This is a genomic window from Nonomuraea sp. NPDC050556, from assembly GCF_044457355.1.
In the GTDB taxonomy this organism is placed as follows: Bacteria; Actinomycetota; Actinomycetes; order Streptosporangiales; family Streptosporangiaceae; genus Nonomuraea.
The window spans coordinates 665,896-692,882 of the sequence record NZ_JBITGU010000002.1; the positions used below are offsets into that span (position 1 = coordinate 665,896).

Genomic DNA, 26,987 nt, shown 5'->3' on the forward strand with positions numbered 1-26,987 from the left:
GCGCAGGCCAGGCACGTCATTCACCTTTCACCTCGGGCGCGTACGTCAGGGCGGGAGAAACATCTTCAGGGAGTGCGCGCGACCTGGGCTTGAAGGAGCCGGGGCGATGTTTCGAAACCGTGGCGTGAATAGGCTGGGATCGCGCGCGGGCTGGAGTGCACGGTTACTCGTTCGAGGCCGAGCTCCTGAGCGCGATCCAGAACCGCGTCGATGAGCCGACCGCCCAAACCACTGTCACGTTCGTCAGGAACGACATACACGCACTGCAGGTCACCTGATGCTCGGTGCAAAGCGCGTGGGCTGGGCACCCGAGGGAGGACCACGAGCCAGGCCATGCCGATGATCACCTCATCGCGGAGAAGGACCATGCAGCGGTGCGACGACGCGTTCTCCTCCGCCCAGCTGACGAAGTACTTCAGGAACTCGTCTCGCCCCGTGACAGGGATGCCGTCGTTCTCCAGGATCCACTCCCACCGGAGGTGGGCGACCGTCTCCAGCTCATCAGGTACGGCTGGACGGATAGTGATGGTGTTGTCCATCCGAGCATTGTGGCCGAGGCCAGGCTGCCATTGTCACCGTCCCAATGCAGTGCAGCTTCGGTGGCCTCGGACAATCCGTCCTCCTCAAGAGGCACCACGACTCTGGCCTTGTGGTCCCCCTCCCTGAAGTGGAGGGGTACCGGGCCGGCCGTTCCAATATCTCGTCCGCCAGAAAGTCGTGTGATCTAGAAGTCCTTGGCGTGGTCGGTCGCCCACTGGGCGTAGGTGCGGGGCTTGTGTCCGGTGATGCGTTCGACGGTGTCGTTGACCTCGGCTGGCTTGCCGACGGTGGCCGCCATGAGGCCGAACAGTGCGCCGATGAAGGCGGGGTCCATGAAGGCGCTCATCTGCTCAAGAACAGGCTCCGGGGCGAGGTCCTCGACGGTGAGCGGGCGGTCGAGCGCCTGACCGAGGATGCGGACCTGGTCGGCCTGGGTGAGCGACTCGGGCCCGGTCAAGCTGTAGGTCTGTCCGGTGTGGCCGTCGCCGGTGAGGGTGGCGACTGCGACGTCGGCGACGTCGAGCTCGTGGATGGCAGTGAAGGCGGCCTGGGTGTACGGCGCGCGGATCACGTCGCCCCCGGCCAGCTGCATGGCGAAGGTCAGCGAGTTGATCGCCGGGAACAGCAGCCGCAGCACCGTCCACTCCAGCCCGGACTCCTGAACGGCCCGCTCCACGTCAGCGTGGTACTGGGCGATCACATCGGGCTGCACCTCGACGCCGTCCACGACCGCGCCCGAGGACAGGAAGACGATCCGCCCGACCCCGGCCTCCTGGGCGGCGGCCAGGAGCGGCGCCGGGTCCATGCCGTACTGCAGGACCAGCAGGATCCCGCGCACCCCCGCCAGCGCGGCGGGCAGGGTCTCCGGCTTGGTCAGGTCTGCCTGAGCCAGCTCGACACCCTCAGGCAACCCCGCCTGCGAAGGATCGCGGGTCAGCGCCCGCACCGGGTGGCCCGCGGCGAGCAGGGCTTCGACGGCCTGACGGCCGAAGTGGGCGGTGGCACCAGTGACCAGGTACATCTGAACTCCTTCAAGGACGGATCAACGGAGCCCACCCTACCAGAACGGAATGATTTGTTCCATATTCTTTGACGGCTGCTGGATGCGGACCATGTTGCCCGAGGGGTCGCGGAAGGCGGAGTCGCGTGGTCCCCAGGGGCGTTCGATGGGCTCCTGGAGCACCTCGGCGCCCCACGCACGCACCCGTTCGAAGGTCTCGTCCAGATCGTCGGTGCTGAAGACGATCATCGGCAGGATGCCTTGGGTGAGCAGGTCCTGCAGTGCGTCCCCCTCGGATCGGGTACGGCCGGCATGCGGCACGGAGAGCACGAACTCCAGGCCCGGCTGGGTATCACTCCCGAGGGTGATCCAGCGGGACACCCCGCTCCCGACGTCCTGGCGCACCTCGAGGCCGAGCGCGTCGCGGTAGAAGGCGAGCGACTCGTCCAGATCGCTGACGGTGATGTGGCAATACTGGAGCGCGATGGTCATGCCGCCCACGCTAAGCAGCGCCGCCGTACCCCGCTTCTCTGATCCTGCTCACCGCGATGAACTCACCTCAGGAGTAGCGCCACATCCCGCTGTGTATACCGAGGGAGCACGACGCTCCTGCGACGGCCGGTTCACGAAGAACGACAAACATCCATGAGGGACCGCCCCGCCCTCTTTCCACGAAGGCCTCTCGTAGGGCGGGATAGACGCGGAGCACGCCCGGGTTGGCGAAGCGGTCAGAGCCAGAGCAGCGGCGAAGCACGGAACACCCGAGCCGAGGTCGGCCCAGATGCGAACAAGAGCCCAGAGAGGGCATAGGCCGAGGGGCGGGCGTAGACATGGGCCGAGCGCCGGGCGTGGGCCGGGGCCGGGGCCGGGGCCGGGGCCGGGGGCGGGGGCGGGGGCGGGGGCGGGGGCGAAGAGTGCCACGGGTGGGGTGAGGTCTTGGGGATCCCGGAGTTCGTGCGTCGGCTCGGGGATCCCCAAGGCGTGTCGGTCAGCCCAGCGCTGCCCTGCAGGTCGGGATGGGGTCCAGGCGGTCGGCGGTGTGGCGGAGGGTGCGGGCTACCCGCGTCCTGATCCGCCGTCGCGGTCGCTTGGGCGCACCGGGAAGGGCTGACCGGGGGTAGTCGGTGAAGCCCATCGCCGTCTGGTGGGCCAGTACTTGCATCGCGTCCATACCTGCCTCCTTAATCAATTAAGAGCTTAATGGATTAAGAAGCGCACCGCTAGGGTGTGGGCATGGCCGAGCGTGTGACCCTGCAGACGATCGCGGACCGGGTGGGCGTGTCCCGGGCGACCGTCTCCTATGCCTTCTCCCGCCCCGACCAGCTCAGCCACGAACTCCGCGAACGCATCCTCCAGGTGGCAGAAGAGCTCGGTTACGCCGGTCCCAACCCCACCGCCCGCTCCCTCAGGCTCGGCCGCGCGGGCGCGCTCGGGCTGATCTTCACGGAGACCCTGCCGTACGCCTTCGGTGATCCGTACTCCATCGGTTTCCTCCAAGGCCTGGCCGTCGCGGCCGAGGAGGCGGCGGTCGGGCTGCTCATCCTGCAGCAGCCGCGCGGCGTGGAACGTCCGGAGATCATCAGGGACGCCGTGGTCGACGCCTTCTGCGTGTTCTCGCTGCCCGACCGGCATGCGGCGCTGGACGCGGTGCTGGCGCGCCGGCTGCCGACGGTGCTGGTGGACGAGCCGTACATACCGGGCCTGCCGTTCATCGGGATCGACGAGCACCGGGCGGCCGGCGACGCCGTACGGCATCTGCTGGAGCTCGGGCACCGGCGGTTCGGGCTCGCGGTCGTGGGGCTCCATCAGGACGGACGGCACGGCTGGGCCGACCTGGCACGCCAGGAGAGCGCGGTGTTCGAGGCGATGCGCAACCGGGTCGCGGGATATCGGGCGGCGGCTGGGGACGACGTGCCGGTGTACGAGGTGTCGGGGAACGCGCGCGAGGCCGGGCGGGAGGCTGGGCGGGCGTTGCTGGCCCTGGGTCCTCGGCCTACCGCGATCCTGTGCAATACGGACGTGATGGCGCTTGGTGTGCTGGACGCGGCGGCGGAGGCGGGGTTGGAGGTGCCCGCCGATCTGTCGGTGGTCGGGTTTTCGGACAGCGGCGCCGCCGAGGCGGGCCTCACGACGATCAGGCAGCCCAAGCAGCTCATCGGTCAGACGGCGGGACGGCTATTGCTCTCAGGGGTACGGCCGGAGCCGGAGCGCATCATCCTCCCCCACGAACTGATCACCCGAACCACCACCGGCCCAGCCCCGAAAACCCCCTGACCCCCCTCCCGAATCCAACAAAGCCCCAGCCCGGAGCCGCATCACCTCCGGACACACCCCGAGATTTCTCGCTCACGCCCCAAGCCCAAAGGTCTTCTGGCCGCGACCCCCGGGATCCGGTCGCGCCGTGGGGCCACGGTGCATGTCTGGCCCCCGGAGCCCGTGTCGGGTCTAGGGGGCGGAGCCTGGGCGGGCCTGGGGCCCGGGCCGGGGCCTCGCTGGGTCTCTACGCGTGCGCCTGGGGCGGGCCTGGGGTCCGAGTCGGGGCTCGGGATCTGTGCAGGGCCCTTTAAGGCGTCTCAGGACATATGCGGGTCCCTAAAAGCGCTACTGCGGGTGCTTGATGCTGGGGTGGATGGCGATGACGAGGCGGTGGTCGCGGCCGCCTTCTGCGGACTCGTCGTGGTACTTGCCCACCAGGTGGGTCACCGCATGGGCCAGTTCCTCGGCGAACGCCGCACGATCGCCTGCGGAAGCGAACCGCACCTCGCCGTCGATCGCGAACGTCGCCACCCGCTGCTGCGCCTTCGTGGCCCCGGTGATCAGCTCCCCCACGTCACGGACCAGCCGCGCCGCCACCGCCAGCAGCCACCGCGCCGACAACCGGTCGGGCGAGCGAGAAGGGTCGGGTTGGACGGCGGCGAGGGCGGTGGGTGAGATCACGTAAGACGCCGCGGTCGCCTGCATGACCCGCTCGTGGACGTTGCCCTTGCGGCGCTCCTCCACCAGCTCGACCAGCCCGTGCTTCTCGAGCGTCTTGAGGTGGTAGTTGACCTTCTGCCTGGCCAGCCCGACCTTGGCGGCCAGCATCGTCGCCGACCCGGGCACGGCGAGCTCGGCCAGCAGCCGGGCGCGCATCGGGTCGAGCGACACCTCGGCCGCCGCCGGGTCCTCGATCACCGCGACATCGAACATGCCTCCACGGTCGCACCGACAATCAATATTGTCAAAGCATCACGAGTTGTCGGTGCTTCTTCCCAGGAAGGCCATCAGTTCCTCGTACGGATCACCTGTCGTCACAGGCGTCAGCGGTACGGCGAAGCGGGCGGGCCGGTCGAGCGGGGAGACGACGTAGGGGGCGAGGGTGAGCAGTTCCCGGGCCAGGTCTGGGGGGATCGGACGGGTTCGGCCGCAGGCCTGCGCCACGTCCCACCCGTGGACGGCGACCTCCACGGCTCCGACGCCGGTGAGCAGGGCGGAGGTGATCGCGCATCCGCCGACTGCTACGGACTCGCGGTCCTGGGCGAGGGTCCATGCTCCGAGCAACGCGCCCGCCAACTGCCGCAACCCGCCGACCAGCGCGCCGACCTCGCTGGGAGAGCCTCGGGTGGGCTTCGGAATGGGCGGGGGTCCCGGACGGGGTGAGGGGTCAGGGAGAGGGGGGAGTCCCACACGAGGGCCCAAAAGGGGGGGAAAGCCTGGAGGGGGTTCGAGGGCGGCGAGGGGCGAGGGGCGCTCGTGAAGTGGGAGGTGTTCGTGGGGTGATGTGGAAGGGGGGAGGGTGATGTGGCCTTCGTCGGCGGCTTCACGGAGGGCGGTCATGGAGTCGGTCAGGTGGTCCAGCAGCTCCCGCAGATCCCACTCCACGCAAGGGGTCGTACGCGACAGATCCCGCCACGTGACCAGTTGCAGGCTCCCCTGCGTGTACGCGATCGCGCGCTCCAACAGCGCGACCCCCCCGATCACAGCGTGTCCGGCAGGCCGAAGGTCTTGAACAACCGCGTGTCCAGGAAGTTCGCCGCATGCGTCAACGCGGACCCGGAGAACGTCAGCACCTGCAGCACGAACGCCCGATGCACCCCCGCCGCGTCCCGCATGTAGAGGGCGAAGGCAGGCTGCCCGTTCGCCGCCACCGGCAGCAACCGCATGCTGCCAGGCCCCCCAGGGCACCGCAGCGACAGGTGCCGCGCGATGCTCGCCCTCCCCTGGTACCACTGCTCGAACGGCGGCATCTCCCACACCGCCTCCTTCGTGAACAGCTCCACGATCGCGTCCACGTCCTTGCGCTCGAACGCCGCCACGTACCGGCCCAGCAGCTCCTGCTGCGCGGGCGTCAGCGGCGCCACCACCTCGTCCTGCGACGGCCCGACCTGGTCGAGCTGCGCCCGAGCCCGCTGCAGGATGCTGTTGACCGCGGTCGTCGTGGTGTCCAGCGCCGAGGCAACCTCGGCCGCCCGCCACTTGAGGACGTCACGCAGGATGAGTACGGCACGCTGCCTGGGCGGGAGGTGCTGCAGCGCCGCCACGAACGCCAGCCGTACACTCTCGCGGGCCGACACGATCGCGGCCGGGTCGCCCCCGATCAGGTCGTCGGGCGCCGGCTCCAGCCAGGGCACCTCGGAGGCGACCAGGTCGTCGTCGGGCGAGGAGCTGGGGCTGCCGAGCCCGGTGGGCATCGGGCGGCGGCCCCGGCTCTCCAGCGCGGTCAGGCACTGGGTGGTGGCGATCCGGTAGAGCCAGGTGCGCAGCGAGGAGCGCCCCTCGAACCCCTCGTAGGCCCGCCAGGCCCGCAGGTAGGTCTCCTGCACCAGGTCCTCCGCGTCGTGCACGGAGCCGAGCATGCGGTAGCAGTGCGCCATCAGCTCCCGGCGGTAGGGATCGGCCAGCGTGACGAAATCGTCCATAACCTATAGACCTACCTAAGGCGCGAAAGTCATCGGTAGTCTTTCAGCGAAATCGCTCCGGACACCTCGTTGACGTCGGGCTGCGGCTGGCTCATGTCCTCCTGCCACGCGCTCATGCGCAGCGCGAAGTCCTGGTTGAGCTCGGCGAACGGCCGCATCTCCCGCTCGTACCCGGCCAGGCCGCCGCCGGTGGCGAGCTCGCCCGCCAGGATGTACGCGCCGACGAACGCCATGCTCGTGCCCTGGCCCGACATGGGCGAGCCGCAGTAGCCCGCGTCGCCGACGAGCGTCACCCGGCCGGTCGACCACGCGGGCATCCGGATCTGGGCCATCGAGTCGAAGTGGAAGTCCTTGGCCTGCCACATGGCCTCGATCAGGCGCGGCACCTCCCAGCCGTCCTTGGCGAACTTGTCGGCCACGAGGTGCTTCTGCTGCTCCACGTTACGGAAGTCGTACGCGATGGGCGGCGAGACGAAGCCCATGATGCCCCTGGCCTCGGTGTTGGCCCTGACGCTGTAGAGGCCGGCCATCCGGTCCTCGCCCCTGAGGTAGGTCTGCCACCGGTCGAGGCCGAGGAAGTTGTCCATGGTGAAGACCGACAGGTAGGTGCCGAGGTGGGAGATGAACTGCGACTCCTCGCCGAACGCCAGGGAGCGCACGTTGGAGTGCATCCCGTCCGCGCCGACGATCAGATCGAAGCGCTCCTGCCGCCCGCTGTCGAAGGTCACTAGGGAGTCGTCGATCGCGGCGATGGAGTCGCCGAAGATGTAGCGGGTGGTGTCGCGGGTCACGTCGTGCAGGACGCGGGCGAGGTCGTCGCGGAGGATCTCGATGTCGGCGTTGGTCGTCGAGCCGCCGGTGATCGTCTCCTCGGTGGTGCTGTGCAGGACGTTGCCGTCGTCGTCGACGAAGGACATGCCGCGCATGGTGAGGGCCACCTCGCGCACCTGCGCGTCGATCCCCATCTGCTCGACGATGCCGAGGGCCGCGCCGCGGATGTCGATGGCCTGGCCGCCGGGGCGGATGTCGGGGCACTTCTCGACGATGGTGACGTTCATGCCGTGTTTGGTGAGCCAGAAGGCGAGGGCGGGACCGGCGATGCTGGCGCCGGAAATCAGGATCTTCATGGCTCTGAATGTACGCAGTACGCAAGGGCGAACACAAGCTGGAGCAGGGACTCTGTCCTAGGCTAGGGTGGGTGCTGTGCTAGAACAGCCGCCCTACATGAGGATCGTCGACGACATACGCGGCCGCATCGCGAGCGGCGAGTTGCGGCCGGGCGACCGGGTGCCGTCGACCAGGCAGGTGGCCAAGGATTTCGGGGTCGCGCTGGCGACCGCGGCCAAGGCGCTGACCACGTTGCGCATGGAGGGCACGGTGCAGACCGAGCCCAGGTTCGGCACGATCGTGTCCAGCCGCACGGTCAAGCCGCGCCCGCTCAAGGAGCAGGGGCTCAGCAAGGAGCGGATCGTCAGGGCGGCGATGGACATCGCCGACGGCGAGGGGCTTGAAGCCATCACGATGCGGGCGATCGCCCACAAGCTCGACGTGCCGACCATGTCCCTCTACCGGCACGTGGCCAACAAGGAGGACCTGACGCTGCTGATGGTCGACGCCGCGTTCGGCGACGCCGTCTACCCGGACGACGTGCCGCCGGGCTGGCGGGCCCGGCTGGAGGTCTCGGCGCGCACCCAGTGGGCGATGTACCGGCGCCATCCGTGGGTGGCCCTGCTGGTGCCGCTCGGCAGGCCGCTGCCGCTGCCCAACATGATCAAGCACGCCGACTGGATGATGTCGGCGCTGCAGGATGCCGACCTCGATCCGGTCACGACGTTCCACATCCACATCACGCTGTACGGGTACGTCAGGGGCACGGCGTCGAACCTGGAGGCAGAGGCACAGGCGCAGGCGGACACGGGGCTCACCGAGGACGAGTGGATGGACAGCCAGGAGGCCGCGTTCACCGCACTGATCGCCTCCGGTGAGCTACCCTCCTACAGCTCGCTGATCACCAAGCTGGTCGACGGCTACGACTTCGACCTCGACGTGCTCTTCGAGTTCGGGCTACAGGCTCTTCTGAACGGCTTCGCCCAGATAGTGGAATAAAGCATTCCGTTCTGCTATAGTAGAGACATGACGAACACGCTGAACGCCGCGCACACCGCCCTCCGCACCACGCTCGCCGCCGTTCCCCAGGACGGGTGGACGCGGCCAACCCCCTGCGAGCACTGGAACGTCACCCAGGTCCTGCAGCACGCCACCGGTGACCAGCAGGCCTACGCCTCCTTCATCACCGGCGAGCCGGGCCCCGACTTCAACCCCTTCGACCCCTCGGGCACCCTGAGCGAGAACCCCCTGGAGTTCGCCGAGCGCGCCATGACCGCCTCGGCCGGCGCGTGGGACTCGGTCGGCGACGACGTCCAGGACGCGCCCACCCCGCTGCCGCAGGGCAAGATGCCCAAGTGGCTCGGCGCCGGCGCCGCCGCACTGGACGCGGGCGTGCACGCCTGGGACATCGCGGTGGCGACCGGGCAGGCCTCGCCGCTCACGCCCGAGCTGTCCAGGGAGCTGCTGGTGGTGGCGAAGGAGATCGTCGAGCCGCTGCGGCAGTACGGGGCTTACGCCGCGGCGCTGGAGCCGCAGGAGGGCGACGACGACACCGCCGCCCTCCTCCGCTACCTCGGCCGCAACCCCGCCTGGACGGCCTGACTCCAACCCCAACCCACAGAAAGACTCCAAGGCCCTCAAACCTCAAGGTTCCTGAGGGCCTGGGGTAGTTATCGGGCGGTTTTGACGGTTGCGGTCTTTCCGCCGGGCACGGGGACGGTGGCCACGGTGTACGTCACCCCGTCGATCGTCTTGGCGAGCCCCGGGAAGCGGTGGCCGTTGACCTCCAGCCACCGGTGCTCGCCCAGGAACCGTGCCTCCCACATCAGCGACCCGGCCGACTCGTTCGTGAACGTGGACGCGTTCACACCGTCGTGCCGTACGCCGATCGTGCCGTCACCGACGGGCACGCCGGACACGGCCAGCCACCCGATGTCCCCCGGCAGCCGCGACTGCGTGGCCACCGTACGCCGGGGCGCGTCCGGCTGGATCCCCATCAACCCCTCCACCGTCTGACTGACCAGCGTGAACGACACCTCCGGGTAGTCCCCGTTGAGCCCCTGGCGGCTGACCGTGTGCCTGGCCTCCCGCTGGTCGTAGACGTGCTGCATCCACTTCCACGCCGTCTCGTTCCTGTTGTGCCTGAAGAACGTGTCCGGCAGGTACGTGATCGCCTCGATGTTCCCCGGCCGCCCGGCCCCTGAGGCCTCGGCGTCGACGAAGTCGAGGTAGGCGTCGTTGCGGGAACCCGCGTCGATGATGCCCTTGAGCGGCATGAACCAGCTGTTCTCCTTGCCGAACCCGGTCAGCGGCGTCCCGTCCACGGTGTAGGCGCGCACGAACTCCCCGCTGCCCGGCTTCACCGACCAGGTGGTGTTGAAGTACCGCTTGAGCTCGGTGGCCTTCCGCGCCGCCGACAGCGAGGTGCGCAGATCGCGCCGGTCGAGCGCGAGCGCGGCGAACGCCCGGTAGGCCTGGTACTGCGCGCCGATCGCGTCTCCCGCCTCGGCCAGCGGCTCGTCACCCGACTCGTTGTAGCTGGCAGCGCCCTGGAAGATGCCCTTGCCGGTGCCCTCGGCCACGCCGTTCGGCAGCAGCCCGTCGTGCAGCTCGACGAAGTCCTTCACCACGTGCCGGTAGTAGTCCCAGAACGCCTCGTCGTCGACGTACGCCCGGTCGCCGCTCCACCTGAACGCCTCGTTGGCCTTCTCGACCAGCTCGAAGGCGGCGGGCACCTCGCGCACGAAGTTCGTCGGCGACCGGTAGTCGATGGACAGGTAGGTGGAGGCGTCGAAGTTCAGCGCCCACACCGGGTAGTACCTGTGCTCCTCCGAGGCGGACGCGGCGAAGGAGCGCAGCATGGTCTTGTTCTGCTCGGCCAGGCCCAGGATGTGCGCGCCGGCGAGCTGGTGGGCGAAGTCGCGCGAGTAGTAGCCGCTGCGGTGGGCGTATCCGGCCCAGTACGTGGAGGCGTAGACGCCTTCCCCGGTGCCCGCAGGCCGGCGCTCGTCGACGTTCAACGGGCCCGGGGCGCCGTCCTGGTGCACCCAGCTGCCCGCCTTGTCCTTGGCCCAGGCGAACATCTCGGCGACCTTGGGGTTCGACGAGGTCACCACCGGGTTCGCGGCAGCGCCCGGCGAGACCATCACGTCGTCGGCGTTGACCCAGCCGGAGCCGGAGCCGAAGACGATCTCGAGCTGGTCGCCCTCGGCCACCTCGACGTTGGAGATCGTGTAGCGGGCGTAGGTGGACCGGCTGGGCAGCGTGATCCTGCCCGCCTCCGCGCCGTTGCGCCGGACGGTGAACGTGCCGTCCGGGCCGCCGGTGGAGATCCAGGCGGAGATCGAGTAGCGGCCGGCCCGCTGCACGTGGACGGTCTGGCTGACGGACCTGCCTGGACCCGCGTCGAGGTAGATCAGCTTGGCGCCGCCGTGTGGCCTGTTGGTGGCAACGCCGGTGCCCTGGGTGAACGTCCAGCCTGCCGTACCCTGCTCGAATCCGGGGTTGACGACGGTCAGGAGCATGGCGAATAAAGCTCCGTACTTCATGGTGACAAACTCCGATGGGTCAGCGCGGTGGCGCGGTGGAGCCCCGGACTACGAGCTCGGGGCTGAACAGCAGCTCGCCCTTGGGCACGTCCTGGTTGCTGACCAGCGCGACCATGCCGCGGGCCACCGCCTTGGCCAGCCGGTCGATCGGCTGGCGCACGGTGGTCAGCGGCGGGTCGACGAACTCCATGATCATCGAACCGTCGTGCCCCACGATCGAGACGTCGGCGGGCACGCTCAGCCCCTGCCTGCGTACCGCCCTGATCGCGCCGAGCGCCATGAAGTCGCTGGCCGCGACCACGGCGGTGACGCCCTGACGGAGCAGCTCGGTGGTGGCCGACTGGCCGCCCTCGATCGTGTAGTTCTGCCTGACGATCAGGGCGTCGCCCGCGCCGCGCTTCTCCAGCGCGGTGACGAAGCCCTCCACCCGGCGGTCGGCCGGGTGGTTGCCGGTCGGGCCTGACGCCAGGCCGATCCTGCGGTGGCCCAGCGACCACAGGTGGTCGACGGCCAGCTCTGCCGACAGGTAGTCGTCGGTGGAGAAGACCGGCGCGTCGTGCCCCTCGAAGCCGCCGTTGACGCCGACGAAGGGGATCCGCCTGGCCGCCAGCACGTTGTAGGTCTCGGGGTCACCGTTGACCAGCGTGTTGTTGGCGGACAGGAACACCACTCCGGCCACTCCGTGATCGGCGAGCGCGATCACGAAGTCGCGTTCCTGTATGCCGCCCGGCATCGCCGGGCAGAGCACGCCCTTCAGCCCGTGCGGCGCCAGCGCGGACTCGATGAGCTCGGCCACGTCGGCGAAGAACGGATTGGACAGCCAGGGCGTGATCACCGCGACGATGTGGCCCTTGGTCGAGCGTTCGTACCCCAGCTCGGCCATGGCCCGCTCGACGGCCTCCCGCGTCTTGGCCGACACGCCCGTGCGGCGGTTGATGACGCGGCTGACCGTGGCCTCGCTGACGTCGGCCAGCGCGGCCACCTCGGTGATGCCGATCTTCACTGGACGACCTCCAGCAGGGCCATCCCGGAGGGCGGCACGCTCAGGTTGCACAGGCCGGGACCCATCTTCCCGGCCGTCGGCTCGATCCTAGAGCCGGCGGCGTCGAAGACGTGCACCACGGCGCACTCCTGGGCGAGATCCAGCACCAGCCCCGGCCCCCCGGTGCCGTTGATCACGGTCACCCGGCGCCCGCCGGTCACCCGCACGACCCGGTCGGCGGTCACGGTGATCACGCTCTCGTCGCCGAGCGTGGCGGTGACCACGGGGTAGAGCTCGTCCGGCCGTCCGGGTTCCGTCTCGCCGTCGAGCAGCACGTGCGACAGCTCCCGCCAGCGGGCCAGCCAGAACCGCACCATCTCCCGCTGCTCGGCGGGCAGGCCGCCGAGCTTGCAGGAGATCTGCGGCACCGCGTGGAAGGAGCCGATGATCTGCCGCGCGGCGCTGTGCACGGGCCCGGCCGGGTCCCACATGAGCATGTCCCCGTGTACGGCTCCGCCGGTCGCGAGCAGCGCGACGTCGATCGTGCGCACCCGGTTGGCGGTGACGTCGGACGGGCAGTCGTCGGCGCGCATCAGGTCGCCGAACCCGGACAGGCCAGGTCCCGTGTACGGCTGGCGCAGCTCGATCAGCGCCTCCTCGCCCAGCGCCGCCCTGATCTCGGCGAGCAGCACCCGCATCGCCTCGCCGACGTCGGAGATGTCGGCGAGCGGGGAGGGGCGGCCCGCGTAGACCATCACCTGCTCCAGGAAGTCGATCTTCAAGCCGTCGAGCCGGTAGTCGTTCATCAGGCGTGCGCACATGGCCACGACGTGCCGCCGCACCTCGGGGATGCGCGGGTCGAGCGCCCGCGCGCCCGGCACGAGGGAGTCCGCCTCCGCATACGGCGAAATTTCGTCAAAACAGTGTGCGGACGGCCCGAGCAACAACGGCGCCACCCAGGCCAGATACCGCAACCCGAGCGCCTGAACCCGCGCCACATGCCCCGCGAAGTCCGGAAATTTCGTTAGATCGGGGACCCAGTCCCCCACGCCCGCATACCCGCGCCCGCTCCCGAACTCCTGCCACCCGTCGTCCAGGATCAGCGCCCCGCACCCCGCCTCGACGGCCAGCGCCGCCTCCGCCTCGACCCCCTCCGCGCTCACGTCCTGGTTGAACGCGTACCAGGTGGAGTACACCGGCTCCCGTGCCCCGTCGCGCGCCTTCACCGACCCCAGCACCCCGCGCAGCCCGCGCATCGCGGCGGCCACGCTGACCGCCGACGGCTCGAAGGCGATCCGGTACGGCCCTGGCACCGTGAGATGCACGACGAACGTCTTGTTCTCCTCCGAGACGCCGTATCGCATCCACACCTCGGGCACCGGGTCCAGCGCCGCGAAGGCCAGCAGGGTGCGCCCGGTGCTGTCGTACACGCACCCGGCCGCCGCGCCGTTCACCAGCGCCACCCGCGCCCAGCCCTCCCAGTCGGCCACCAGCGCCCTGGGCCACTCGCGGGTCGGGTGCCAGAACCCGACGGCGTCGCCCAGCGGGACGGACAGGCGGATCTCCGCCGCCCCGTCCACCGCGAGCACCCCGTCGTCGAACGTCCAACCGGCGTTCAGTACGGCCAGCCGTACGTCGTCGAGCAGCACCGAAGTGGGCGCGGGCGCCAGCCCGGCGGTCGTGACGCTCATTCTTTGACAGCTCCTGCGAGTAGTCCGGACACGAAGTGTCGTTGAAGGGCCAGGAAGAGGATCGCCATGGGCAGGGCCGCGACGGCCGTGCCGGCGAGGATCTGCCCGAAGTCGGTGTCGTTCGCGCCCTGGAGGGAGGCGATGGCCAGCGGGATGGTGTACGCGTCGCGGGTGCGCAACGCGATCAGCGGCCAGACGAAGTCGTTCCACTGGTAGAGGAAAAGGTAGATGCCGAGCGCCGCCAGCGCGGGGCGGGTGGGCGGCAGTACGACGCGGAAGAACAGCCGCAGCTCCCCGCAGCCGTCCACCCGGCCCGCTGCCAGCAGCTCGTCGGGCAGCGCCGACATCGACTGCCGCATCAGGAAGATCCCGAACGGCAGCGCCAGGTTGGGCAGGATGATCGCCTGGTAGGTGTTGAGCCAGCCGAGCTCCATCATCATCTTGAACAGCGGCACCAGCGTGACCTGGCTCGGGATCACCAGGCCGAGCATGAGCAGCCCGAACAGCAGCTCCTTGCCGCGGAAGGAGTATTTCGCGAAGCCGTACCCGGCCATCGTGCAGACCAGGCCGGACAGCAGCGTGTAGAGCGTGGAGATCAGCACCGAGTTGAGCACCACCCGGCTGAAGCCGACACCCGACTCCAGCCCGGCGAGGTTGTCCAGCAGGTGGGAGCCGGGCAGCAGCGGCGGCGGGCTGTCGAACACCTCGGCCGTGCTGTGCGTGGCGCCCACGACCATCCAGTAGAACGGCACGAGCACGACCGCCACGAGGATCAGCAACGTCGACGTGAGCATGATCCGACGCATTCTGAGCCCTCCTTCGTCGGGCTCAAAATGCAGCGTGCTGTGTTTATTGATGCTCGAACTTCGTTCGATCATGCCTTCTCCCCCAGCACCTTGAACTGCACGATGCCGAGCACGCCGATGATCACGGCGAGGGCGTAGGCGATGGCCGAGGCGTAGCCGAAGTCGAAGAACTTGAACCCGTTGTTGTACAGGTACAGGCCCACGGTGAGGGTGCTGTTGTCCGGCCCGCCGTTCGTCATGACGTACGGCTCGTCGAACAGCTGCAGGGTGCCGATCGTCGACATGACCACGGTCAGCAGCACGACGGGACGCAGGCCGGGCAGCGTGACGTGCACGAAGCGCTGCCACGCGTTGGCCCCGTCGACCGCGGCCGCGTCGTAGTGGTCCTGCGGCAGCGCCTGCAGCCTGGACAGGTAGATGACCGCGTTGTAGCCGGTGTAGTGCCAGGTGATCGCCAGGCCGATCGCCACCCGCGCCCAGAACGTGTCGGTCAGCCACGGCACCGGATCGCCGCCGAGCAGCCCGATGAACCAGTTGACCAGCCCGGACTGCGGGTTGAGCAGCACCGCGAACAGCAGGCCGTACGCCACCAGGCCCATGATCATCGGCAGGAAGAAGCCCAGCCGGATGAAGCCCTTGAACCGTAGCGCCGCCGAGTTGAGCGCCACCGCGAGCGCGACGGCCAGCCCCAGCATGATCGGCACCTGCACGGCGAGGATGACCGAGGTGTTGCCGAGCGCCTTCCAGAACAGCGTGTCCCCGGCGAGCCGCTCGTAGTTGGCCGTCCCGGCGAACGACGACAGCGCGCCGTCCGTCTTGAACAGGCTCAGCCAGAACGACCAGGCGATCGGGTACAGCTTGAAGATCGCGAACAGTGCGACCGCGGGCAGCACCCACAGGTAGGGAGCGAGCCTCATCGAAGAACCTTGCGCCCCGTCTGCTGGGCCACGAGATCCGCGGCCTCCTTGAGCGCGGCGGCCGGGTCGGCGCCCTTGAGCAGCACCTTGCCCTGCGCGTCGTCGACCGCCTTGAGCGCGCGGGCGTAGTCGGCGGTGTAGTTGGTCACGTAGGAGGGCTGCTTGAGCGCCTCCAGGAAGACCTCGCCCTTCTTCTGGCCGCTGAAGAACGCCGAGGGCTCGTGGAAGATCGGGTCGTCGTAGGCGCTCATCAGGGCCGGGGCGATGCCCTTGCCCTTGTAGATCTTCACCTGGTTCTCGGGGCGGGTGAGCACGAACTCGGCGAAGGCGTAGGCGGCCTCCTTGTTCTTGCTGGTGCCCGCGACGGCCAGGTGGGTGGAGTTGACGGTGGCGGAGACCTTGCCGCCGGGGGTGACGGCCGGCGGGAGCCGTACCTTCCACTTGCCCTTCTGGTCGGGGGCGCTCTCCTCGATGATGCCGCCGAACCAGGTCGGCATCGGCTGGACGGCGACGGCGCCCTTCTTGATCAGGCTGATCATCGTGTTCCAGCCGCCGCCCATGTCGGCGACCAGGCCCGCGTCGTTGAGCTTCTTGATGATCGTCATCGCGGTGACGGCCTGCGGGGTGTCGAGGGTGACGTTGCCCTGCATGTCGAAGTAGAAGCTGTCCTGGAGCTGCATCAGGAACTGGAAGACGTTGGCCGAGTCGGCCTGGGTGGCCGCCTTGTCGATGCCGAACAGCTGGACGCCGGTCTTCGCCTTGAGCTTGATCCCGGCCTCGATGACCTGGTCCCAGTTCTCCAGCGCCTCGACGTCGACGCCCGCCTGCTCGAACAGGTCGGCGCGGTAGTAGAAGCCGGCCGAGTTCGCCTCCCAGGGCAGGGCGTAGACCTTGCCGTTGCGGCTGACGGTCTCCCACATGCCCTGGGCGAACTTGGCCTTGTGCTTGTCGGCGCCGAGCGGCACCAGGTCGGCCAGGCCGTCGGGGAACTTCTCGACGTAGGCGGGCAGGTAGTCGACGCCGATGTGCAGCACGTCGCCGAGCCCCTGGCCGCCCGCGGCCATGCCAGTGGTGATCTTGTCCCAGATGGCCGGGTTGCCGATGTCCTGGACGTCGACGGTGATGCCCGGATTCGCCTGCTGGAAGGCGGGGACCAGCTCCTTCATCATGGCGGCCGGCCCCTGCCAGCTCCAGACGGTGATCGCCTTTTGTGTGCTCTCGCTGTTGCTTCCGCAGGCGGTCAGTACGGCGCTGCCCGCGGTCAGGGCGCTGAGCTGAAGGAATCGGCGACGGTCCATGGGCGAGTCTCCTGGGGGGCAGCGAGATGGTCTGACGCGCCGAGACGCTACCCCCGTCGGACTCCGACTTGCAAGACTGGAGCGAAAACTTTCAGCAGGCTTAAGCTGACTGGATGAAGCCCGTCACGTTTCCGTCCGCGTCCCTCACCATCGCGGTGATCGCGCCGCCGCCCACGTCCTTGACCTCCTGGACCAGCTCAGCGCCCGCGTCGAGCAGCGTCTGGACGGACGCCTTGATGTCGGGCACGTTCCAGAACACGACCGGGCCGGTCATGTTCTTCGCCGCGCCGTGCGGGTCGAGGCCGACGCTCGGGCCGTCGGTGTTGAAACCGACGAAGTAGGGCTCGTCCATGTACGGCTCGACCTGGAGGAACGAGCTGTAGAGGCTCTTGGCCTTCGCCAGGTCGGAGACCGGGTAGACGATCGTCTTGATGCCTTCTGTCATGGGGTACTCCTTCTGCCGCTCGTCACACTGACGAGGTTTCTTCGGTCAGTGCCTATGACACGACGCGACGAAGGAACGTGACCGATGAACGATTTTCTGGCGGGACAGTTCGAGGAGTACCGGCCGCATCTGCAGGCTGTCGCCTATCGCATGCTGGGGTCCGCCGCCGAGGCCGAGGACGCGGTGCAGGAGGCTTGGCTACGGCTGAGCCGTACGGACACCTCGTCCGTGGAGAACCTGGGCGGGTGGCTGACGACGATCGTGGGTCGGGTGAGCCTGAACATGCTGCGCTCGCGCGCCACGCGCCGGGAGGACTCCCTGGAGACCCGTACGGCGGAGCCACCAGGTGGGGCGGATCCCGAGCAGGAGGCGGTGATCGCGGACTCGGTGGGGTTGGCGATGCTGGTCGTCCTGGAGACACTGGCGCCCGCCGAGCGGTTGGCCTTCGTGCTGCACGACCTGTTCGGCGTCCCTTTCGACGAGATCGCCCCGATCGTGGACCGAACCCCGACGGCGGCCCGCCAACTGGCCAGCCGAGCCCGCCGCCGCGTCCAGGGCGCACCGCCCGCGCCGGAGACCGACCTGGTGCGGCAGCGCGAGATCGTGAACGCCTTCCTGTCGGCGTCGCGCGGCGGCGACTTCAACGCACTGCTCTCACTGCTGGACCCGGACGTCATATTGCGCGCCGACACCGCCGCCGTCTCCGTGGGCGCATCCGGTCTGCTCAGGGGCGCATCGGACGTGGCAGGCACTTTCTCCGGCCGGGCACAGGCGGCGCAGCTGGCCCTCATCAACGGCGCAGCGGGCGCGGTCTGGGCCCCTGGCGGACGCCCACGCATGGTCTTCGCCTTCACCATCGTCGACGGACGGATCGCCGGGATCGACATGCTCGCCGACCCCGACTACCTGGACACCCTCGACCTGGAACTCCTCACCAACTAACCGACACGAAGCACCAGGGCCCGGGTCGTAGGCTCCCAGCCACGCACGGACGGACACTGCCAGAGCCCCCCACCAGAGCCAAGGGAGGAAGCGCCCAACGAAAGGGCCCAGGGACTGGGCTGTCGCCGTGCGGGCCAGGCGTCAGGCCCACCGGCATGGGATGACAGCAACCATCGGTCGATAGGTGGATCTTCGCGGTGAACCTGCCACGCGACCCATCCGGCCGCCAACCCCCGACCGCCCCGCTTGTCGCCGCTGGATCTCCACGCCCCATCAACTATCGCACGACGACACCTGCAGTCAGCAGATCCAATAGCTAGCTCTTGGTCGCTTGGGTCGTGGGGTGAAGGTCCTCAGCCACGCACGGGCGGAAACTGCCAGAGGCCGCCCGCCCCAGCAGGACCGGGGGCGGGCGGGTGGGCGGGCGGAGGGTGGGCAGGCGGGCGTGAGGGAGGAAGAGGGAGCGGAAGAGGAGGAAGAGGAAATGGGAAAGGGAGGCTGAGGGATGAGAGGCGGGTTAGGGGAGTTTGGTGAAGAAGGAGCGGATGTCGGCGATCAGGAGGTCGGGGGCGTCGTGGGCGGCCCAGTGGCTGCCCCGGTCGTACTCGTTCCAATGCACGATGTTGTGGTGGTCCCGCTCCGCGAACCGCCGCAACGGGCGGAAGTCGTACGCGAACGACGCCAACCCGATGGGGAACGTCGTCGGAGAGGTGTCGGTCTCCTCGTGGTGGTTCTCGTAATAGAAGCGACCCGATGACGCCGCCGTGTTCGTCAGCCAGTAGATCGTGGCGTTCGTCAGGATGAGGTCCTTGTCGGGAAGCCCAGCCAGGAGCTGGCCGATCCATGCCAGTTGCCCCGCCGGAGAGTCGGCCAACCCGTGGGCCAGCGTCTGCGGCTGCGCCGCCTGTGCGCGGTCGTGGATGGCATGCTCCACGAACCCCTGCAAGAACCCCAAATACTGCATGTCCTGCTCAGACAACCCCTCGAACTCCGCCGGGTCGCCAGACGGGAACGAGAAGATCTGGTTCACGTGCACCCCGATCACCGCCTCCGGGTGCCGCCGAGCCAGGACAGGGCTGATGATGGCGCCCGCGTCATTGCCGTGCACACCGTACCGCGTGTAACCCAGCCCAGCCATGAGCGCCGCCCACGCGTCGGCGACCCGCGCGGCGCCCCACCCCTTGGCACGGGTCGGCCCGGAGAAACCGAAGCCCGGGATCGACGGAATGACCAGGTGGAAGTCCTGCGACAGCGGCTCGATCAGGTCGAGGTACTCGATGAACGTGTTCGGCCACCCGTGCGTGAGGATCAGCGGCGTTGCGTCCTCCCGCGCCGACCGCACGTGCACGAAGTGGATCGTCTGCCCGTCGATCTCGGTGGTGAACTGCGGGTAGGCGTTGATCTTCGCCTCCCATGCCCGCCAGTCGTACCCGTCGAGCCACCGCGCGACCAGGTCGCGCACGAAGGACCCCGGCACGCCGTACTCCCAGCCGGGCTGCACCGGACCGCGCTGCACGCCGTCGGTGACCTCGGACTCGGGGAGCTCCTCGGCGAAGCGGGTGCGGGCCAGCCTGTCGCGCAGGTCGTCGAGGTCGGCCTGCGGGATGTCGATGTGGAACGGCTTGATCTCCATGACGTTCACTCTACCAGAACGGAACGCTTCATTCCATGAGTTCGCCGGAGAAAATAGGCATAAGTCGCGGAAAAGAGGGCCAGGCCCCAGGGGAGCCACGACAGCGCGGGCCCGAAAGCGCCCCACGTCTCCGAGGTCATCGTGATCTCGCCGCGCACGAACCAGATCAGCGCGCGCAACCCCGCCTGCGTCATCATCGCCGCCGCCGCGAGGCCGGGAACCACGGCCAGCCAGACGGGCACACGCCTGCCGCGCAGGTAGGGGATCCAGCGAGGGAACACCTCGCCCCACCGCTGCACCAGCCCGAGCGTCAGCACCGCCCCGGCAACGCAGAGCCCGCCCAGGACCGCCTCGGCGAAAGCGGCCTCCGCACCTTCCATGAGGAACCCGTCGGGCACCCCGAGCGGGATCCCGGCAGCCCAGGCCAGCCGTACGGCAGCGTATGGCAGGGCCAGCAGAGCGGCGGCGTAAGTCGCCGCCCGCCCCCACCGCGGGACCTCGGACGACCCCCGCCAGCCCATGACCGCCCACAGCGCGCCGCCCGCGATGCAGAACACCATGAACAGCAGCGGCCCGTCCCACAGGCCGGTGTATCCCATGAACAGGTAGGCGAAGTTCTGCACCACCCGCGTGTCGGGCACCAGGATGACCAGGCTGAACGCCATCGCCCACGCGAACGGCCTGACCCTCACCAGCACCGCGCCGAGCAACCCGGCCACGACCATCACGATGCCGGTGGGCAACGGCTCCGCCGTACTGAACAGCGACCCCACCTGCGCTGCGCGCGGGTCGTTCGCGCCGAACGGGAACCCCGCCCCGCCGACCGCCCAGAACGCTCCCGCCAGGGCGAAGAGCAGCGACCAGATCCGTGTTGCCAGCGTCATGGGGACCACTCTTCAGGGGCGGTCCCCGTCACCCCTCCCCCGTGCGGGGGATCAGACTCCCTCGACGGCGTGATCGAAGTCCGCGCCCGAGCGGCGCAGGATGCGCAGCACCTTGCGCGGGTCGTCGGTCGCGCCCGGCTGGTAGAACGGCTTGCCGTCCCTGCCGAACGTGATCGCCGACGGCACCTCCCACTCCCCCAGGTGCTTCAACGCGGCCGTGAACTCGTCGTCGAGCTCGAACCCCAGCCCGTTGGCGTACTCCATCGACCCGAGCACCAGCTGCCTGGCCAGCTCGTCCGGGATCTCCTGCCACCCGGCGTAGTCGCTGAAGAAATACTCGCGGAACCGCCGGAACTCCACCTCGCTCATGACGTCCGGCCCCGCGGTGTTCTTGATCCCCACGCAGTAGACGTCGGCCAGGTACCCGCACACGGAAAGCTTGTCGTAGCCGTGCCGCCTGGCAACCAGCACGCTGACGGCCCCGGTGGTCGGCCGCTGGACCGGCTCCGAGTCGTGCCACCCTCGTCCCGGGTCGACCGTCAGCCCGACGCTCCACCCGGTGTTGACCCAGCAACCGAAAACCTCGGTGGAGCGCTCGACAGCGGCGGCCACCTCGCGCACGATGGGCGCGACGACCGACGGCGCGACGCCCAGGGCGCGGGCGATCTCCTTCGGGGACTTCCCCTCGCCGCGCAACTCCCGTACGCGGTCAAAAAGCTCACTCTGCTCCATATCCGCCGGAGCATACTCTGACCGCATGGAACTCCTCACACCCGAAGATCCGAGTTACGACCGGGCGCGGATGGTTTGGAATGCGATGGTCGACCGGCGTCCCCGGTTGATCGCCAGATGCTCGACCACCGACGACGTCGTGCGAGCACTCACCATGGCACGGCAGCAGGGCCTCGAGGTCGGCGTGCGCTGCGGCGGGCACGGCGTGCTCGGCCTGGCCGTACCCGAGGACGGCCTGATGATCGACCTCACTCCCATGGGCGCCGTGCGCGTCGACCCTCTCCAGCGGAAGGCGTGGGTCGAGGGCGGCGCGCTGCTGGGCGAGCTCGACGCCGCTTCCCAGGTCCACGGCCTGGCCACCACCGCCGGCAACGTCAGCCACACCGGGGTCGGCGGGCTGACCCTGGGCGGCGGCATGGGCTGGCTGGCCAGGCAGCACGGCCTGGCCTGCGACAACGTTTCCGCCTTCTTCATGGTCACCGCGTACGGCGAGCTCGTCAGAGCCAGCGCGGAGGAGAACAAGGAGCTGTTCTGGGGCCTGCGCGGAGGCGGCGGCAACTTCGGCATCGTCACCGAGTTCGAGTTCCACCTGCACGACGTCGGCACCAGGTCGCTGGTCGCCGAGTACGCCTTCCCGACCGGCGAGGGCAGGCGGGTGCTCAGGTCGTGGTGCGAGATGAACGAGTACGCGCCCAGGCAGGCCACCTTCACCGCGGCGATCGGCTCGGACGGCCTGCTGGCCGTGGGCTTCGTCTGGGTGGGCGACCCGGCGCACGCCGACCCGCTCCAGCGCGCCTTCGAGAGCCTGGGCACCTCGGAGCGCAGGGTGCGCGAGCTGTCCTACGTCGACCTCCAGCGCATGGACGACAGCGTCGAGGGCCACCACTTCCGCCGCTACTCCAAGGGCCACTACCTGCGCGCCTTCCCCGACGAGGCGATCGAGGTGTTCCTGGAGCGCGGCGGCCCAGCCGAGCACCCGCCGAGCGTCGGCCTCCAGGCGTACGGCGGAGCCATCGCGGACGTGCCCGACGACGACACCGCGTTCAGCCACCGTGCCACCCTGTTCGAGTGGGGCACCAGCGCCCGCTGGAGCGACCCGGCCGAGGACGCGGCCAGGGTGTCGGCCGCGCGGGACAGTGCCACGGCGCTGGAGCCGTTCGCCAGCGGCGTCTACGTCAACGCGCTGACCGACGACGGCGCGGAGGGCGTGCGCAGGGCGTACTCGCCGGAGAAGCTGGCGAGGCTAACGGCGCTCAAGAACACCTTCGACCCCGCCAACGTCTTCCACCTGAACCAGAACATCCAGCCTGACCCCCGCTGAGGACAGCACGCCCTTCGTGTAGGTCCAGTGCCCGTCGCCGGTGCACTGGCCCACGACGGCGGCCGATCCCACCGCTTCCAGGCACTCGTTGACCTTGTCCAGCTTGAGCACGCCGTTCACCAGCGTGAACCGCTCGTCACCGCACGGGCCTGGGACGATCCGCTGGCCGTCGGCACGGGCGAGCCAGCCGGGCGCGCCGAGGCACTCTCCGGTCTTGGTCATGAGCCTGGCGTGCGTGAAGGCGGGCTTCACCGGCCCGGCGGGCGTCCACGGCAGCAGGGAGGCGGGGGTGGCGAGGTTCTGGCTGTGGTTGAGGCCGGCGTAGAACTCGCAGGAACGCAGGTTGTGGCAGATGTCCCTGTCGTAGGCGGCGAACGTCGCGAACGTGGCGAGCTTGTCCTCGGCGTCCTGCCTGGTGAGGTTGTCCGGCGCGTATCTGCCCGGGTAGTCGCGGTAGTACTGGATCGCGGCGCCCGTTCCCGCTGCCGCGTCCCCGACGAGCTTGGCCACCGTCACGTGGTCGTGGTGGAACTCGTCGTACTCCTTGCCGCCGTGCAGGTCGGCGCTCGGGTCGAGGGTACGCACCAGGCGCGGCTCGAAGGCGTTGACCACGGCGGCCAGGGTGGCGGTGAGGTCGGCGCGGTCGTAGGTCTCGTGCCCGGAGTAGTCGCTGACCTTCGCGCCCTCCGTGTACAAGGCCCGCATGCGGCCGGTCGGCGCGGTGGCGTTGTCCGGCAGCCGGAACTCCAGGATCGACAGCCGCGGACCGAGCGTCCACAAGGTCAGCCGGTGCCCGTTGACGCTGGTCCGCTTCGACTTCCACGCCGACTCGGGCATCCCGGCCATCCGGGCGTAGGCGGCGCGCAGGCCGCGCTCGCGGGCGAGCATGTAGCGCTTGCGCCCGTGCGCGTGGTAGTCGCTGGCCACCAGGAAGGCCGTGCGCACGCACGCGCCCGCCCTGATCGACCGCGCCATCGCCGGGTTGAGGAAGAGCAGGTCGTCGTCGTGGTGCGCCACCACGTTGAGCTCCCTGACAGCGCACCTGGCGTGCGCGGGCGCCTGGCCGGGAAAGGCGAGGGCCAGAAGCAGACTCGCGACAGCAGCCCGCAACCAACGTCCCAACGAACCGCCCCCGAACACTCGGCAAACGTTCAGCCAAGAGTACGCAAATAGGCGGCCACCTGCACCTTTTCCCCGAATTCCGCCCAGCCCAGGGGCGTGGAGCCGTGCGTGGTGTCGGTGATGGCGGGGTCGGCGCCGAGCGCGACGAGCGCCATGGCCGTCTCCACGTCGTCGTTCCACGCCGCCTCGTGCAGCGGCGTGGTGCCGCGCCGGTGGTTGACGTCGAAGCCGAGCCCGGCCAGCACCCGCACCGCGGCCACCTGCCGATGCTCGGCCGCCCGGTTGATCAGGCACGGCGTCTCAGCGAGCGCCCGCGCGACCAGCTCGGGCCGCGCCGCCGAGGCGTCGCCGCGCATGCAGGCGGCCACGAACGCCTCCATCTCCCCCAGCGCGGTCGTCGCCCCCGCCCGCGCCAGGATCTCGCCGACCTCCACGTGCCCGCGCATCACCGCCAGCTCGTACGGCCGGCGCCCCTCGTAGGCGGGATGCGCCCCCACCCCGTCGGGATCGGCGCCGAAGGACAGCAGCAGCCGAGCCCGCCGGGGCCCGCCCCTGAGCGCGGCCGTCGCCAGCTCGTCCCGCAGCAACTCGGCGGGCGTCGGCAGCGTGGGCCCCAGCCTGGCCTTCCACGGCCCGCCGCTCCCCCTGCCGAGCCCGTAGTCGAGCAGCAGCTCCAGGTGCGTGGTGTCGTCCGACCACGACCCGCCGAGCCCCCTGTTGTAGAGCGTCTGCGCGTCGTTGGCGTCGGCCCCGGCCGCCAGCAGGGTCCTGGCCAGCTCCAGCCCGTCGGGGTGCGCGGGCTGGTCGCCCTCGCCGCCGCCGAACGCGCCGGTCAGCGCGGTGAAGGGCGAGGTCAGCCCGTCCCACAGGTACCCGGTGTCCGGGTCCGCCCCGTGGTCGAGCAGCAGCCTGGCCGTCTCGACGGCCGCGCCTGGACGGGCCAGCCGCGCGTAGGCGAGGTACATCAGCGGCTCCCACTCGAACGGCCCGCCCCGCGCGGACGCCAGCGAGGGGGTGAGCACCTCGCGCAGCGCGTCGGCCGAGCCGGTGGCCGCCATGGTGAAGACGTTGGCCGTGGCCAGGTCAGGATGGGTTTCCAGCAGCTCGTCCGCCTGGCGGGTCCTGTCGCGGTAGTCGTCGCCGTAGGTGAGGCAGGCAAGCCGCAGGAACTCGTCGGGCAGCACGCCGCTCGCACCCACCTGGTGCGGCGAGCGGGTGTAGCGGGAGACGATCTCCAGGTGGCGCTTGAGCGCGGGCCAGCTCGCGAAGCCGTACATGCGGGCGGTGACGAGCTGTGCGTCGGCGAGCCTGAGGTGCTGCGGCGGGTCCGGGTGGAACTCGGCGACGAGCGCGGCGTCGCCGTCCCGCATCAGGCGCTTGGCCTGCTTGCGGAGGTGTTCGAGGCTGGGGTTGTCGCAGAGACGCTGAACAGGCACGATGGCCTCCCTTCCGTCTGCGCCTGGCGTCCGCTCGGTCAGGCCGGAAAAGAGGTCGGTCCCGGTCACATGTGGAAGAGCTCAGGTGGGCTTCGCCCTTCCCGCGGACCGGTCGCGCCCTGAAAACGCCCCTCCATCATAGCCACGTGACCTGCGTAGAGGGATAGAAGTCCACGCCCATGACACGCCAGCGCGGGCTCTGCGCGCCGAGCCGTCCCCTGAACGCGGTCCAGTTGTGGGTGGCGTACGGTGACCAGCCCAGCTCGGCGATCGCGGGAAGCCTGGGGAAGGCCATGTACTCGAGGTCGTTCGCCGTTCTGAGCGTCTCCGTCCACAGCGGCGCCTCGACGCCGAGCACCTGGCCGGACGGCAGGCCGGTCAGGTAGGCGCCGGGGTCCCAGCCGTAGGCGTCCTTGACCTCGATGGTTCCCGCCCACGTCTGTCCGAGCGGGGTGCGCCGGTTGTACTTCATGTCGAGGTACGCCTTGCTGGCCGGCGACATGATGACCTTCCTGCCCGCGTTCGCCACCGCGGTGTTCCGCTGCGTGGTGCCCCAGTACTGAGCCACCGTCGAGGGCAGCGGCGTGGCGTTGACCACGTCGTGCCAGCCGACGACCGTCTTGCCGTGCGCCGCGACGATCTGCTGCGCCCTGTTGACGAAGGTCGCGTAGTCGGCCGGCAGGGTGGAGGCCGCCTCGTCGCCGCCGATGTGCAGGTAAGGACCTGGCGTGATCGCGGCGAGCTCGCCGATCACCTGGTCGACGAAGGTGTAGGTAAGCTCCTTGGCGGTGCACAGCGAGCTGAACCCGACGTCGGTGCCCGTGTACAGGGGTGGCGCGACGCCGTTGCAGTTGAGTTCGGCGTAGGAGGCCAGCGCGGCGTTCGTGTGGCCCGGCATGTCGATCTCGGGGACGATCGTGACGTTCCTGGCGGCCGCGTGGGCCACGATCGCCTGGTAGTCGGCCTTGGTGTAGTAGCCGCCAGGACCGCCGCCGACCGCCGTGCTCCCGCCGTACGTGGCCAGGCGCGGCCAGCTGTCGACGACGATCCGCCAGCCCTGGTCGTCCGACAGGTGCAGGTGCAAGTAGTTGATCTTGTAGAGGGCGATCTGGTCGATGTAGGCGCGCACGGTGTCGACGGAGAAGAAGTGCCTGGCGACGTCGAGCATCGCTCCCCGGTAGGCGTAACGCGGCTGGTCCACGACGCGGCCACCGGCCACGAGCCACGGTCCCGGCTGGACGGTCTGGCTGTCGGCGGCATACGGCAGGAGCTGGCGCAGCGTCTGCACGCCGTTGAACAGCCCGGCCGCGCTGTTGCCGCGCACCACGATGGAGGAGGCGGTCACGTCGAGCTGGTACGCCTCGGCACCGGCGGGGGCGCCGCTCAGCAACAGCGAGATGCCGCTGGCGGGCGGCGAGGTGACGATCGCCACCGGGTACCCGGTCGACCTGCGCAGGAGCTGGGCGAGCTGGTCGCCCGCGCCGGGGGCCTCCGAGTAGATCGTGGTCGCCGCGGTGATCTCGTAGGTGACACCGGCAGCGGGCGTCGCGGTGACCGGCACCGGGACGATCGAGCTGAAGGGAAGGGGTGCCGCGGCTGCCGCCTCGGCCACTCCCCCCAGGGGGTACAGGGCCAGGAGCAGTGCCAGGATCGCCTTCATGGTCGCCTCCCTGCTCACCATACGA

The 26,987-nt window shown here is 69.5% G+C and carries 26 protein-coding genes; 5 read left to right on the forward strand and 21 right to left on the reverse strand.

Annotated elements, in window-relative coordinates; translation table 11 throughout:
- Positions 1-65 precede the first annotated feature (65 nt).
- The 4 genes from ACIBG8_RS21275 to ACIBG8_RS21290 form a co-directional block, all read right to left on the reverse strand.
- Positions 66-539, reverse strand: a complete 474-nt coding sequence (locus tag ACIBG8_RS21275; RefSeq protein WP_397344590.1) for a GNAT family N-acetyltransferase — start codon at positions 537-539, stop codon at positions 66-68.
- Positions 540-724: 185 nt separating this feature from the next.
- Entirely contained in the window at positions 725-1,561 is an 837-nt protein-coding gene (locus tag ACIBG8_RS21280; RefSeq protein WP_397344591.1) for an SDR family oxidoreductase, read from the reverse strand.
- Between the two features lie 36 nt (positions 1,562-1,597).
- Entirely contained in the window at positions 1,598-2,032 is a 435-nt protein-coding gene (locus ACIBG8_RS21285) for a VOC family protein (protein ID WP_397344592.1), read from the reverse strand.
- A 496-nt stretch (positions 2,033-2,528) separates the two neighbouring features.
- Entirely contained in the window at positions 2,529-2,711 is a 183-nt protein-coding gene (locus tag ACIBG8_RS21290; RefSeq protein WP_397344593.1) for a hypothetical protein, read from the reverse strand.
- A 62-nt stretch (positions 2,712-2,773) separates the two neighbouring features.
- Here ACIBG8_RS21290 and ACIBG8_RS21295 point away from each other — a divergent pair, with 62 nt between their 5' ends.
- Positions 2,774-3,814 carry a LacI family DNA-binding transcriptional regulator gene (locus ACIBG8_RS21295; protein ID WP_397344594.1) on the forward strand — a complete coding sequence of 347 codons (1,041 nt, stop codon included), beginning with the start codon at positions 2,774-2,776 and terminating at the stop codon, positions 3,812-3,814.
- Between the two features lie 327 nt (positions 3,815-4,141).
- Here ACIBG8_RS21295 and ACIBG8_RS21300 read toward each other — a convergent pair whose 3' ends face one another.
- The 4 genes from ACIBG8_RS21300 to ACIBG8_RS21315 all read right to left on the reverse strand — a co-directional run bounded on the left by ACIBG8_RS21300 (position 4,142) and on the right by ACIBG8_RS21315 (position 7,565).
- Positions 4,142-4,729 (reverse strand): ArsR/SmtB family transcription factor, encoded by a 588-nt coding sequence (locus tag ACIBG8_RS21300; RefSeq protein ID WP_397344595.1) that lies wholly within the window; start codon positions 4,727-4,729, stop codon positions 4,142-4,144.
- 39 nt (positions 4,730-4,768) lie between these two features.
- Positions 4,769-5,101: a hypothetical protein gene (locus tag ACIBG8_RS21305; protein WP_397344596.1), complete on the reverse strand. Its 333-nt coding sequence runs from the start codon at positions 5,099-5,101 to the stop codon at positions 4,769-4,771.
- 395 nt (positions 5,102-5,496) lie between these two features.
- Positions 5,497-6,438 carry a sigma-70 family RNA polymerase sigma factor gene (locus ACIBG8_RS21310; protein WP_397344597.1) on the reverse strand — a complete coding sequence of 314 codons (942 nt, stop codon included), beginning with the start codon at positions 6,436-6,438 and terminating at the stop codon, positions 5,497-5,499.
- A 29-nt stretch (positions 6,439-6,467) separates the two neighbouring features.
- Positions 6,468-7,565, reverse strand: coding sequence for an FAD-dependent monooxygenase (locus ACIBG8_RS21315; RefSeq protein WP_397344598.1), 1,098 nt, complete (start codon positions 7,563-7,565; stop codon positions 6,468-6,470).
- A 76-nt stretch (positions 7,566-7,641) separates the two neighbouring features.
- Here ACIBG8_RS21315 and ACIBG8_RS21320 point away from each other — a divergent pair, with 76 nt between their 5' ends.
- Positions 7,642-8,544, forward strand: coding sequence for a TetR/AcrR family transcriptional regulator C-terminal domain-containing protein (locus tag ACIBG8_RS21320; RefSeq protein ID WP_397344599.1), 903 nt, complete (start codon positions 7,642-7,644; stop codon positions 8,542-8,544).
- A gap of 27 nt (positions 8,545-8,571) precedes the next feature.
- Entirely contained in the window at positions 8,572-9,147 is a 576-nt protein-coding gene (locus ACIBG8_RS21325) for a TIGR03086 family metal-binding protein (protein WP_397344600.1), read from the forward strand.
- 68 nt (positions 9,148-9,215) lie between these two features.
- On the opposite strand, the gene ACIBG8_RS21330 is transcribed toward ACIBG8_RS21325, so the two are convergent.
- The 7 genes from ACIBG8_RS21330 to ACIBG8_RS21360 form a co-directional block, all read right to left on the reverse strand.
- A complete protein-coding gene (locus ACIBG8_RS21330) occupies positions 9,216-11,093 on the reverse strand; it encodes a hypothetical protein (RefSeq protein WP_397344601.1) in 1,878 nt (625 codons plus the stop codon).
- A gap of 19 nt (positions 11,094-11,112) precedes the next feature.
- Positions 11,113-12,096 carry a LacI family DNA-binding transcriptional regulator gene (locus tag ACIBG8_RS21335; RefSeq protein ID WP_397344602.1) on the reverse strand — a complete coding sequence of 328 codons (984 nt, stop codon included), beginning with the start codon at positions 12,094-12,096 and terminating at the stop codon, positions 11,113-11,115.
- Positions 12,093-13,766 carry a glycoside hydrolase family 36 protein gene (locus ACIBG8_RS21340; protein ID WP_397344603.1) on the reverse strand — a complete coding sequence of 558 codons (1,674 nt, stop codon included), beginning with the start codon at positions 13,764-13,766 and terminating at the stop codon, positions 12,093-12,095. Before ACIBG8_RS21340 ends, ACIBG8_RS21335 begins: the two co-directional genes overlap by 4 nt.
- Positions 13,763-14,572, reverse strand: a complete 810-nt coding sequence (locus ACIBG8_RS21345) for a carbohydrate ABC transporter permease (protein WP_397344604.1) — start codon at positions 14,570-14,572, stop codon at positions 13,763-13,765. The genes ACIBG8_RS21340 and ACIBG8_RS21345 overlap by 4 nt, the downstream gene beginning before the upstream one ends.
- A 68-nt stretch (positions 14,573-14,640) precedes the next feature.
- On the reverse strand, positions 14,641-15,489 hold the full coding sequence (locus ACIBG8_RS21350; protein ID WP_397344605.1) for a carbohydrate ABC transporter permease: 849 nt from the start codon (positions 15,487-15,489) through the stop codon (positions 14,641-14,643).
- Positions 15,486-16,787, reverse strand: a complete 1,302-nt coding sequence (locus ACIBG8_RS21355; RefSeq protein ID WP_397344606.1) for an ABC transporter substrate-binding protein — start codon at positions 16,785-16,787, stop codon at positions 15,486-15,488. The genes ACIBG8_RS21350 and ACIBG8_RS21355 overlap by 4 nt, the downstream gene beginning before the upstream one ends.
- A 100-nt stretch (positions 16,788-16,887) precedes the next feature.
- Positions 16,888-17,232, reverse strand: a complete 345-nt coding sequence (locus ACIBG8_RS21360; protein ID WP_397344607.1) for a VOC family protein — start codon at positions 17,230-17,232, stop codon at positions 16,888-16,890.
- 84 nt (positions 17,233-17,316) lie between these two features.
- On the opposite strand from ACIBG8_RS21360, the gene ACIBG8_RS21365 reads away from it, so the two are divergent.
- Positions 17,317-18,174 (forward strand): sigma-70 family RNA polymerase sigma factor, encoded by an 858-nt coding sequence (locus ACIBG8_RS21365; RefSeq protein ID WP_397344608.1) that lies wholly within the window; start codon positions 17,317-17,319, stop codon positions 18,172-18,174.
- Between the two features lie 517 nt (positions 18,175-18,691).
- Here the strand turns inward: ACIBG8_RS21365 and ACIBG8_RS21370 are convergent.
- Genes ACIBG8_RS21370 through ACIBG8_RS21380 form a run of 3 tightly spaced genes read right to left on the reverse strand, consistent with a single transcriptional unit; the run spans position 18,692 to position 21,423 of the window.
- Complete coding sequence (locus ACIBG8_RS21370; RefSeq protein ID WP_397344609.1) at positions 18,692-19,807, reverse strand: epoxide hydrolase family protein; 1,116 nt, start codon at positions 19,805-19,807, stop codon at positions 18,692-18,694.
- 5 nt (positions 19,808-19,812) lie between these two features.
- Positions 19,813-20,691 (reverse strand): hypothetical protein, encoded by an 879-nt coding sequence (locus ACIBG8_RS21375; protein WP_397344610.1) that lies wholly within the window; start codon positions 20,689-20,691, stop codon positions 19,813-19,815.
- A 51-nt stretch (positions 20,692-20,742) separates the two neighbouring features.
- Positions 20,743-21,423, reverse strand: coding sequence for a helix-turn-helix domain-containing protein (locus ACIBG8_RS21380; protein WP_397344611.1), 681 nt, complete (start codon positions 21,421-21,423; stop codon positions 20,743-20,745).
- 25 nt (positions 21,424-21,448) lie between these two features.
- On the opposite strand from ACIBG8_RS21380, the gene ACIBG8_RS21385 reads away from it, so the two are divergent.
- The gene (locus ACIBG8_RS21385; protein WP_397344612.1) at positions 21,449-22,744 is read left to right on the forward strand and encodes an FAD-binding oxidoreductase; all 1,296 of its coding nucleotides are present in this window, start codon (positions 21,449-21,451) and stop codon (positions 22,742-22,744) included.
- Here ACIBG8_RS21385 and ACIBG8_RS21390 read toward each other — a convergent pair.
- The 3 genes from ACIBG8_RS21390 to ACIBG8_RS21400 form a co-directional block, all read right to left on the reverse strand.
- Positions 22,667-23,854, reverse strand: coding sequence for a PIG-L family deacetylase (locus ACIBG8_RS21390; protein WP_397344613.1), 1,188 nt, complete (start codon positions 23,852-23,854; stop codon positions 22,667-22,669). The two genes, ACIBG8_RS21385 and ACIBG8_RS21390, sit on opposite strands and share 78 nt — an antisense overlap.
- Positions 23,855-23,895: 41 nt before the next feature.
- Positions 23,896-25,302, reverse strand: a complete 1,407-nt coding sequence (locus ACIBG8_RS21395) for an ankyrin repeat domain-containing protein (RefSeq protein ID WP_397344614.1) — start codon at positions 25,300-25,302, stop codon at positions 23,896-23,898.
- A gap of 136 nt (positions 25,303-25,438) precedes the next feature.
- Positions 25,439-26,962, reverse strand: coding sequence for a beta-N-acetylhexosaminidase (locus tag ACIBG8_RS21400; RefSeq protein ID WP_397344615.1), 1,524 nt, complete (start codon positions 26,960-26,962; stop codon positions 25,439-25,441).
- Between the last annotated feature and the right edge of the window lie 25 nt (positions 26,963-26,987).